The sequence below is a fragment of the Actinoplanes sp. NPDC051633 genome (genome assembly GCF_040681735.1).
In the GTDB taxonomy this organism is placed as follows: Bacteria; Actinomycetota; Actinomycetes; order Mycobacteriales; family Micromonosporaceae; genus Actinoplanes.
On the sequence record NZ_JBFAZH010000321.1, the window covers coordinates 1 to 7,206 of the forward strand.

The following is a 7,206-nucleotide window of genomic DNA, read 5'->3' on the forward strand; positions in this document are numbered from 1 at the left end:
CCACCGGCCGCAGCAAGGGTGTCGGCCTCTCGCACCGCAACCTCTCCTCGGCCGGGAAGTCCTCCCGGGGCCGCAGCCACGTGCCGGGCCTGACCCGCGGCCAGTCGTCACTGCCGCTGTCGCACTCGTTCGGGCTGCTCGTCACCGTCGGCGGAATGCATGTGCCCGAACCGACGTCATCGGTGCTGCAACGGTTCTTCGAGCCCAAGTCCTATCTGGACCTTGCCGTCGAGCACCGCACCCAGACATGGGCCGTCGTGCCCTCGATGCTGGCGATGATGTTGTCCTACCCCTTGGAGGACATGGATCTGAGCGCGCTGCGGTACGTCTTCTCCGGGGCGGCGCCGCTGCCGCCGGCGGTCCGGGCGGACTTCGAGCGGCGGGTGCCCTCGGCCACCGTGCTCGAGGGGTACGGCTGCACCGAGACCGGCGGCATCATCAGCGGGATGCCGCCGGCCGACGCCAAGCCCGGGACGGTCGGCCGACCCGTCGAGGGCGTGCAACTGCGCATCGTGGACCTCGACGGCAAGGACGCGCCGGTCGGCACGGACGGCGAGGTCGTCGTACGCGGCCCGAACGTGATGGGTGGCTACTGGGGCGGCGAACCACTGCCCGACGGCTGGTTCCACACCGGCGACGTCGGCCGGCTCGACGCCGACGGCTACCTGACCATCGTCGACCGCATGAAGGACCTGATCATCCGGGGCGGCTACAACGTCTATCCCCGCGACGTCGAGGACGCGCTGCTCGATCACCCGGCCGTCGCCATGGCCGCCGTGGTGGGCCGGCCGGACGAGCGGCTGGGCGAGGAGGTGGTCGCGTTCGTGTCGCTGACCGAGGGCGCGACCACCACCGAGGCGGAGCTCATCGAGTTCAGCAAGGGCCGGCTGGCGGCACACAAGTACCCGCGTACGGTCACGATCCTCCCGGCGATCCCGCTCACCTCGGTCGGCAAGCTGGACCGCAAGCGCCTGCGGGCGGCGATCCCTCAGCCCAGGCGGCCGTAGGAGGTCAGCGTCCGCAGGGCCTTGAGGGTCACGATGCCGCGCCACTCCAGGAGGGACGCCTCGCTCGGCGGAGTCCAGGCGATCGGCCAGCCGCCGTCCGGCTGCTGATCGGCGGCGAGCCGGTCCAGGTGCCCGTCGATCTGAGCCGCGGTGAACAGCGAACGCCAGCGGGAGTCGGCCAGCGGGGCGATGTAGAGAGGGGAGAGTCCGTACCCCTCGGCGCCCGGGTCCAGGTGGAACATCTCCTGAGCCGTCGTGTGCTTGATCAGGGCCGGCGCCACCTGGTCGGCCCGCTCCCGGTCCGGCGCGAACTCCAGGAAGGTCAGCGCCTCGGCGAGGGCGTGCACCTCGTCCGGGAAGGGCTGCTCGGTCAGGGCACGCCAGCAGTACTCCGTCGCGGTCTCCCGCCACGGGTGGTCGAAGCCCATCTGGTGCAGCAGCCCGGCCAGCCCCGCGGTCGGGTTGAGCCCCGGCTGGTACGTCCAGTCCGTCCAGTGGTCGGCCCGCGGATACCCCTCGATGACGGGCGAGGCCAGCGACACGGCGCCGTCAACCGTCACCCCGGTCAGGAAGTCGCAGGCCCGGCCCAGCATGTCGGCGTCGGCGGCCCCGGCCGCGGCCATCGTCTGGAAGGCGATCTCGACATCGATCGGCAGGCTGGCGGGACAGCGCTTGTCCGGCTCGAGCCCGTGCCCGAACCCGCCGTCGGCGTTCTGGTAGCCGCGGAGCGCGTCGGCCACCCCGCCCGGCGGCGCGCCTTCGAACAACGTGGCGAACAGCCGCTGATCGACGAGGCGCCCCTGGCGCTGGATGAACGCGGCACCGGCAGTGAAGGAATCAGTCATGCCGCCATCCTCCGGCAACCCCACCGGCCCGGTCTTGATGAAATCGGACACGAGCTTCCGGCCCGCGCAGGACGTAGATCGACGCCGCCAACTCACCCCGTGACGTCACGTCGGCCTGGAAAGCTCATTCACCCAGCATCCCGGTCGAGGTCGGCCTGCCGCCACCGGCGGTGCGTCGACGGTTGGCGGTGGTCAGCTGTGGCCGGTGCGGGGTGCGTACATGATGACGGCGACGCCCAGCAGGCAGATGACGGCTCCAGCGATGTCCCATCGATCGGGCCGGAACTTGTCGACGATCATGCCCCAGGCCAGAGATCCGGCGACGAAGATGCCGCCGTATGCGGCGAGGATGCGGCCGAAGTTGGGGTCGGGTTGGAAGGTGGCGACGAAGCCGTACGCGCCGAGCGCGGCGATGCCCGCGCCGATCCACAGCAGACCGCGGTGCTCGCGGACGCCTTGCCAGACCAGCCAGGCTCCGCCGATCTCGGCCAGGGCGGCGACGATGAACAGGAGAATGGATCGGATGATCGTCATGTGGTCATGGCAGCACGCCGGGGCGGTGCGACACCGGTAGGGGTGCCGCACCACGTCTGGTCAGGGGCCGCATCCTCCGCATCCGCAGGCTCCGCCACTCGCTGCGGCGTGTTGAGCTTGGCGGCGACGATGCAGCCACCACATGCCCAGGGCGACCACGGCGAGCCCAGCGGCCACCGCCAAGAGGGTTTGTTCCAGCATTGCCGCTCCGGCACCGGTGAGCACCCCGGCGGTGATCAGCAGTGGGATGGCGCAACAGGCTGCGCAGGCGAGGGCGGCCAAGGCGCCGGTGACTTTGCTGCGCTTAGGTGGGGTGTTGTCGACGACCGGCGGGGCGTGCTGGTGCGTCGTGGATGGCCGAATCGGCAGGCTCATGCAGGGTCTCCGTCGGGTGTTCCCGGTGAGTCGGGCACGCCGACCACGGCGGCGAGCATGTCGGTGGCGCCGTCCGGCATGCGGATTTCCAGCCGCAGGCCGGTGTGGTCGATGACGATGGTGTAGCTGCCGAACGAGCAGCACCGGTACTCCGCGGCGGCCAGACGCGCCAGGGTGGCGGCAAGATCTCCGTCCAGCGGGAATCGCAGCGCCAGCCCGGTCTGTGTGTCGTCGAGCGGGTCGCGGCGCTGCACCCGGGTGAAGACCTGCTGCCAGGCCCCGATCCGGTTCGACGCATCGCCGGCGTCGGCGGCCAGGTCACAGGCCAGCCCGGGCTCGTCGGTTGCGGTGGTGGGGAAGTGGTAGACGTCGCCTGATGCGTCCAGCGCGGTGATGCAGCCGCAGTCCTCGCCGCATGCGCCGGCATGTGGGTTGGCGCGCAGGGCGGCGGTGACGGCCTGCAGCCGGGCGGCGTCCTGGGAAAGCGACACGGTGGCCTGGGTGGCCTCGACCCACTTCGGCGTTCCGGGACCGTGCCGGGTCGCGAGCTGCTGCTGTTCGCCCAGCCGAAGTTGGACCATGTCCAGGCGGGCGGTCACCGCGTCGACCAGCTGCTGCTGCGCGGCGCCGCAGTCGCGGTCGCGCCAACCGCGCGTCAGGGCGGGAAGGTCGTCAGCGGCGATGCCGAGAGCCTGGACCTTACCGAGGAGTCGCATGGTGTCCGCCTCAGAAGCGGGGTATCCGAGTCGATCACCCTCGCGGCGCGCGGGCGGCAACAGGCCCACCTCCGCGTACTCCCGCAGCCGGTCGACGGGCACGTCGGCGAGCGCAGCCAGTTCGGCCAGATTTAGCAGCACGCCGGTCATGGCGTCTGCCCTGCCGCGACGGCGCTGGCCCGCAGCGTGAGGGCATCGAGCACATTCGCGTACTGCGCCGGCACTTCGACGTCGAGGACCACCGTCTCGCCCTCGCCGGCGGTTTCCGGGGTGACCGTGAAGTCGAAGAACGAACAGCACTCTGTCTCACGGGCGGTCAAGTCACGAACGGTTGCCGACAATCCGGTTCCGCCCGTCAGGTGCAGGCGGGCGTGGGTCGGCGTGACCGGCTCGACCCGCCGGACCGCCATAGCGAACAAGTCGTCGAACTCGGTCAGCCGCAAGGGCCTGTCCACAGTCGGTAGGGAGCACGCGTCCGGCACCCAGGCCAGCTCATCTATCGTCATAGCCCGACGGTAAGCCTGTACCCGAGTACAGGATGCAACCCTGTGAGGTGTGACCGCCGTCATGACCACGCGGCTCCCGCGGAGGGCAGTGATGCAGATCAGGGCCGGTCTCGCGTGTCGGAGACAAGCCCTGAGCTGGTGTTACTGCACGTCGGGGTGGCCGGATTAAACCGACGGCCTTTTCGTCCCGAAGTAGGCCCGGACTTCTCGCCGTCATGCGCGTCAGGCTATATGCGCTGGTAGCGGCGTTAGGTGCTATCGGTCTGTGTTGGTCGATCGCGGTCGGATTTTCGAGCTTCAGCTTCAGCGCAGCCCCAACTGAGAGCACTGCGCGCCATCGTTTTCCGTTACGGCATCCCGTCGCGCAAGCTTCACTCGGCCGGGCGCGGTCTGGTTGCCTCCGGTGCGTGATAGGTCGCGGGGCCCGGCCGTACATCCCGGAGTCGTCGGGGTCCGTGGGCGGAGCCCCGGCCGCCAGAGGCCTGAACTGGGTCGTAGGGCCGGAGGCCCTACTCGCCGGAGGCGGCCTTCTACGGCTTCGCCCGTTGTCGACGGAACCATCGCCGAAGGCCCGGCAGCCGTGTCGGCTTGTTCGCCTGGGCGCGCTCAAAGGTCTTCGCGAGTGCGTTAAGCGATCGGTCGATGGACGTGAGGCTGCTGGCCATGACCTTCATGCGCGCTTCGGGCGCGGTAGAGGACTCGGCATAGGTCTCGGCCTTGATCAAATCTACGTCGATGAAGAATTCGTCTACGTACGAAGTCTTGTCCGTCGCCTCGTAGTTGATCTTTACGGTGCACTTGTCCGGTGTTGGCTCAGTGTTGTGGAAGGTGCCTTGGCCGTCCGGCCGCCCGACGAACCACAGGTTTGAAAACTCCATCCCAGGCGTGAATGTTGGGATGGTGTCGGCGTAACGGTTCTTCAAATGAAGCGTCAGGCTTCGGTCTTCTGTCGAGAGTTCGGGGAGCGAGGGACTGAATGTCACCTGCACGTTGCGTGCGATGGTCGGGCCGAGATTCCTAACCACCAGCGCGATCATGCCTTTGGAGTGCTTCACCGGTCGAAGCTCCGCGGCGAGCATGGGCCGGCTACGAGCTCGGCTGTCGTTTCGTGCCTGCCGAAGGGTGCGGACACCGTTGAAGGCGGCCCAACCGGCGGCAAGCGCACCGAAACATGCAGCGGCGGCTGCAACCCAAGCAGGTTCCACATCCGTCCTCTCCGTTGAGGCCGTTCAGTGACAGTACGGGCACCGATGGCAAATCGGTCTCAAGATCTACCGTTACCCCTGATCACGCTTGATGAGACAACTCGTAGCCTCGGCCCCTCGCTGTGAGGAACGCCGAGGCTTCTGCGTATCGGCCGACGTCGCGGTGGCTATCGCCGGCCCGCGCCAGTGCTCGATCGTTTGCTCACCACTCGGGGTTGGAGGTCGAACAGTGAAGGCCGAAGCTTCAGCCCTCACGCAGCCCCAGACAAGCCCCCAACAACGACTCAGGGCCGGTCTCCCATGTCGGAAGACCAGCCCTGAGCTGGTGTTTCTGCAAGTCGGGGTGGCCGGATTTGAACCGACGGCCTCTTCGTCCCGAACGAAGCGCGCTACCAAGCTGCGCCACACCCCGCAACGTGCTGGCCAATAGTATCCGACGCCCCTACGCCCGCGAAATCGGTATACCCCCGCCCCCGAAACCGCTGGTCAGCGGGGGATCAAGGTGAGCACCGTGGCCTCCGGGCGGCAGGCGAAACGCATCGGTGCCGTGGGGTGCGTGCCCAGGCCGGCGGAGACGTGCAGCCAGCTGTCCGTGCCCGGCCAGCGGTGCAGGCCGCGGGCCATCGCGTGGGGCAGGTCGCAGTTCGTGGTCAGGGCGCCGTAGCCCGGGACGCGGACCTGGCCGCCGTGGGTGTGGCCGGCCAGCAGCAGGGCGAAGCCGTCCTGTGCCATCGCCGACAGGACGCGGCTCGCCGGGGTGTGGGTCACGCCGATGTGCAGGTCGGCGCCTCGCGAGACCGGGCCCGCCACCGACTCGTAGTCGTCGCGGTCGACGTGCGGATCGTCGACTCCCACCAGCTCCACCGACCGGCCGCCCGCCTTGAGGACCGTGCGCGCGTTGTTCAGGTCCGCCCAGCCGGCCTCCGTGAATGCCGTGCGCAGGTCCTGCCACGGCAGCTCGACGCCCTGCACGTACTCCCGCTCCGGCAGGAGGTATCGCAGCGGGTTCCGCCAGACCGGGCCCTTGTAGTCGTTGCTGCCGAAGACGAACGCGCCGGGGACGTCGAAGAACGGACCCAATGCCTTGAGTACGCCCGGAACGGCCGCCGGTGACGACAGGTTGTCGCCGGTCACCACCACCAGGTCGGGATCCGTCCCGGCGAGCGCGGTCACCCAGGTCTGCTTGCGGCGCTGGTCCGGCATCATGTGCAGGTCCGAGATGTGCAGGATGCGCAAGGGTTCCGCGTCCGGCTCGAGCACCGGCACGTCGAAGCGGCGCAGGGTGAACATGTTGCGTTCGACCAGGGACGCGTAGGCGAAGGTGGCGCCGCCGAGGGCGGTGGCGCCGGCGGCCAGTGAGATAAGGGTGCGCTTGCGCATGACGGCAAGGGTAGTTTCTCCGCCATGGGAACGCTGAAGGACCGCCTGAACGAGGACCTGCGCACCGCCATGAAGGGGCGGGACGAGCTCACCTTGTCGACCTTGCGGATGGCCCTGGCCGCCGTACGCAACGCCGAAGTCTCCGGGGACACCGCCCGGAGTCTGTCCGACGACGAGGTGACGGCCGTGCTGACCAAGGAGGCGAAAAAGCGCCGCGAGGCCGCGACCGCCTTCGCCGGCGCCGGCCGCGACGACTCCGCGGCCAAGGAGCGGGCCGAGGGCGACATCCTGGAGCGTTACCTGCCGAAGCAGCTCTCCGACGAGGAGATCGCCGGGCTCGTCAAGGACGCGCTGGCGGCCGGTGGCTTCACCGGCAAGGCGCAGATGGGTCCGGCGATGAAGGCGGCGCAGGCCGCGGTGGCCGGTCGCGCCGAGGGCGGCCGGGTCGCCGCCGAGGTCCGCAAGCAACTGGGCTGAGCGACCTGGGCTGAGCAACTGGGCTGAACAACACAGAACGGCCAAACACGGAGAAGGGCCGGCCCCCGCGGGGCCGGGCGTATGCGTGGGATCGATAGCCGTGGTCTGGGCGGGAAGCCGGGGGTGGGGTTGACCGGCCCGCCCGGGCCCGGCGGGGGGTC

8 protein-coding genes and 1 tRNA gene are annotated in these 7,206 nt (G+C 69.2%); 2 read left to right on the forward strand and 7 right to left on the reverse strand.

The annotated features are described in order from the left end of the window. A partial coding sequence (locus tag AB0M20_RS19135; protein ID WP_364299823.1) for an AMP-binding protein occupies nucleotides 1-1,007 on the forward strand: 1,007 nt, incomplete at its 5' end. Here AB0M20_RS19135 and AB0M20_RS19140 read toward each other — a convergent pair. From AB0M20_RS19140 to AB0M20_RS19170, 7 genes are all read right to left on the reverse strand, one after another. Continuing rightward, on the reverse strand, nucleotides 989-1,852 hold the full coding sequence (locus tag AB0M20_RS19140) for a hypothetical protein (protein WP_364299825.1): 864 nt from the start codon (nucleotides 1,850-1,852) through the stop codon (nucleotides 989-991). The two genes, AB0M20_RS19135 and AB0M20_RS19140, sit on opposite strands and share 19 nt — an antisense overlap. A gap of 192 nt (nucleotides 1,853-2,044) precedes the next feature. Further along, nucleotides 2,045-2,386, reverse strand: a complete 342-nt coding sequence (locus AB0M20_RS19145; RefSeq protein WP_364299827.1) for a YnfA family protein — start codon at nucleotides 2,384-2,386, stop codon at nucleotides 2,045-2,047. Nucleotides 2,387-2,757: 371 nt separating this feature from the next. Then, a complete protein-coding gene (locus AB0M20_RS19150) occupies nucleotides 2,758-3,627 on the reverse strand; it encodes a MerR family transcriptional regulator (protein WP_364299829.1) in 870 nt (289 codons plus the stop codon). Then, nucleotides 3,624-3,920 carry a hypothetical protein gene (locus tag AB0M20_RS19155; protein ID WP_364299831.1) on the reverse strand — a complete coding sequence of 99 codons (297 nt, stop codon included), beginning with the start codon at nucleotides 3,918-3,920 and terminating at the stop codon, nucleotides 3,624-3,626. The genes AB0M20_RS19150 and AB0M20_RS19155 overlap by 4 nt, the downstream gene beginning before the upstream one ends. Nucleotides 3,921-4,513: 593 nt before the next feature. Further along, nucleotides 4,514-5,020, reverse strand: coding sequence for a hypothetical protein (locus AB0M20_RS19160; protein WP_364299833.1), 507 nt, complete (start codon nucleotides 5,018-5,020; stop codon nucleotides 4,514-4,516). Nucleotides 5,021-5,526: 506 nt separating this feature from the next. After that, nucleotides 5,527-5,600 (reverse strand) — tRNA-Pro (locus AB0M20_RS19165). 74 nt (nucleotides 5,601-5,674) lie between these two features. Further along, nucleotides 5,675-6,568, reverse strand: coding sequence for a metallophosphoesterase (locus tag AB0M20_RS19170; RefSeq protein WP_364299835.1), 894 nt, complete (start codon nucleotides 6,566-6,568; stop codon nucleotides 5,675-5,677). A gap of 24 nt (nucleotides 6,569-6,592) precedes the next feature. On the opposite strand from AB0M20_RS19170, the gene AB0M20_RS19175 reads away from it, so the two are divergent. Next, entirely contained in the window at nucleotides 6,593-7,045 is a 453-nt protein-coding gene (locus tag AB0M20_RS19175) for a GatB/YqeY domain-containing protein (RefSeq protein ID WP_364299837.1), read from the forward strand. Nucleotides 7,046-7,206: the final 161 nt, after the last annotated feature.

Excerpts from the sequence above, each read along its gene's own strand:
- AB0M20_RS19160 (WP_364299833.1), bottom strand. The coding sequence starts at position 5,020 with ATGATCGCGCTGGTGGTTAGGAATCTCGGCCCGACCATCGCACGCAAC.
- AB0M20_RS19170 (WP_364299835.1), bottom strand. The coding sequence starts at position 6,568 with ATGCGCAAGCGCACCCTTATCTCACTGGCCGCCGGCGCCACCGCCCTC.
- AB0M20_RS19150 (WP_364299829.1), bottom strand. The coding sequence starts at position 3,627 with ATGACCGGCGTGCTGCTAAATCTGGCCGAACTGGCTGCGCTCGCCGAC.
- AB0M20_RS19140 (WP_364299825.1), bottom strand. The coding sequence starts at position 1,852 with ATGACTGATTCCTTCACTGCCGGTGCCGCGTTCATCCAGCGCCAGGGG.
- AB0M20_RS19145 (WP_364299827.1), bottom strand. The coding sequence starts at position 2,386 with ATGACGATCATCCGATCCATTCTCCTGTTCATCGTCGCCGCCCTGGCC.
- AB0M20_RS19175 (WP_364299837.1), top strand. The coding sequence starts at position 6,593 with ATGGGAACGCTGAAGGACCGCCTGAACGAGGACCTGCGCACCGCCATG.